Source organism: Pseudogemmobacter sp. TB195 (assembly GCF_058313095.1).
In genome coordinates, this window is record NZ_JBZEGG010000084.1 from 1 (window position 1) to 1379 (window position 1379).

At 58.7% G+C, this 1379-nt stretch carries 1 protein-coding gene; it reads right to left on the minus strand.

What is annotated here, in order from left to right:
- Positions 1 to 270: 270 nt before the first annotated feature.
- Positions 271 to 1302 carry an IS110 family RNA-guided transposase gene (locus tag AC4FS3_RS28670; protein WP_491023366.1) on the minus strand — a complete coding sequence of 344 codons (1032 nt, stop codon included), beginning with the start codon at positions 1300 to 1302 and terminating at the stop codon, positions 271 to 273.
- Between the last annotated feature and the right edge of the window lie 77 nt (positions 1303 to 1379).

The following is a 1379-nucleotide window of genomic DNA, read 5'->3' on the forward strand; positions in this document are numbered from 1 at the left end:
CAGATGTGGACGGCCCCTCTCTTGTCAGGATTGCAGAAGACTTTTGACCAAATCGTTTGCTATCAGATGTCCGGCCTGTTTGGGCGAGGCGAACTCGCTGGCCCAGATGGTGTGCGCTACGCCCGCTCCAAGCACATCAGCGACCTTTTCAGGGCCAGTGTAACCTTCGGAATCACGCGCGTATCGACCGATTGGGTACTCCATCTCATGCGTCCTGCAAGACTGGTAAGGCTATCCGGGGACAAAAGCGCCCTTCGAGCCCGATATCGATTATGCCGCCATGCTGTCAGATGGTCGACTGTAAATTCCGCCCGAGACCATCAACCGCCAGGCGATCCGCGCAAACTTGTTGGCCAGTGCCACCGCGACCAACTTCGGGGGTTTGCGCTCAAGCAGTGCCGCAAGCCAGACTGTCGGTTTGTGCCGACCAGCTCTGACATGCCTCAGTAGCGCCGTGGCGCCCACGATCAGAACGGATCGGAGTGCTGCGTCACCGGCCTTGGTGATGCCTCCGTGTTTCATACGTCCGCCAGTGGAATGATCCCGGGGTGTCAGCCCGATCCAGGCTGCAAAGTCCCGACCGGATCGGAAGCTCTCAGGCGGTGGTGCTTTCATGCTGAGCATCGTCGCCCCGATCGGCCCTATCCCGGGTATCGTCGCGATGCGTCGGCTGGCCTCATTCTCGCGGTGCCATTTCATAAGTCTGGCCTCTATCTCTTCAAGGCGAGCCTCGACGGCAGCATATTCCCTGGCCTGGAATCGGAAGAGTTCCCGGGCCAGTTCGGGCAAGGTCTCGTCTTCCAGAACGCGTTGTATCAGCGCATTGACATTCTGCCGGCCAGCGGCACCGACAATGCCGAATTCGGCGGCATAGCTGCGGAACGCATTCGAGAGCTGCGATTTGACCGAGACCAGGCGTTCGCGCACGGTCATCAACATACAGGCAGCCTGTTGTTCCTTCGACTTGATTGGCACAAAGCGCATGCTCGGTCGGGTGACCGCTTCACAAAGTGCCTCTGCATCTGCAGCATCATTTTTGCCCCGCTTGACGTAGGGTTTCACATATTGCGGCGGTATCAGCCTCACATCGTGGCCAAGCGAGGTGAGCAACCGCGCCCAATGATGCGAACTGCCGCAGGATTCGATGGCGACGAGCACAGGCGGCAGCTTCTCGAAATAGTGGATCATCTCGGACCGCCGGAATGATCTGCGGATGACGACAACTTCGTCTGCATCTACCCCGTGCAACTGAAAGACGGACTTGGATGTATCCATGCCGATGCGGACTGGTGGGTTCTTCATCGCTCTCTCCTCAGGTTTTTGACCGTGGTCCGGAAGACCATAGCGCAGGTGGGTGAGGAGCCGTCCACACCAGCACA

What these genes read in the sequence shown, in the direction of transcription:
- AC4FS3_RS28670 (WP_491023366.1), bottom strand. Translation starts at nt 1,302, where the DNA reads ATGAAGAACCCACCAGTCCGCATCGGCATGGATACATCCAAGTCCGTC.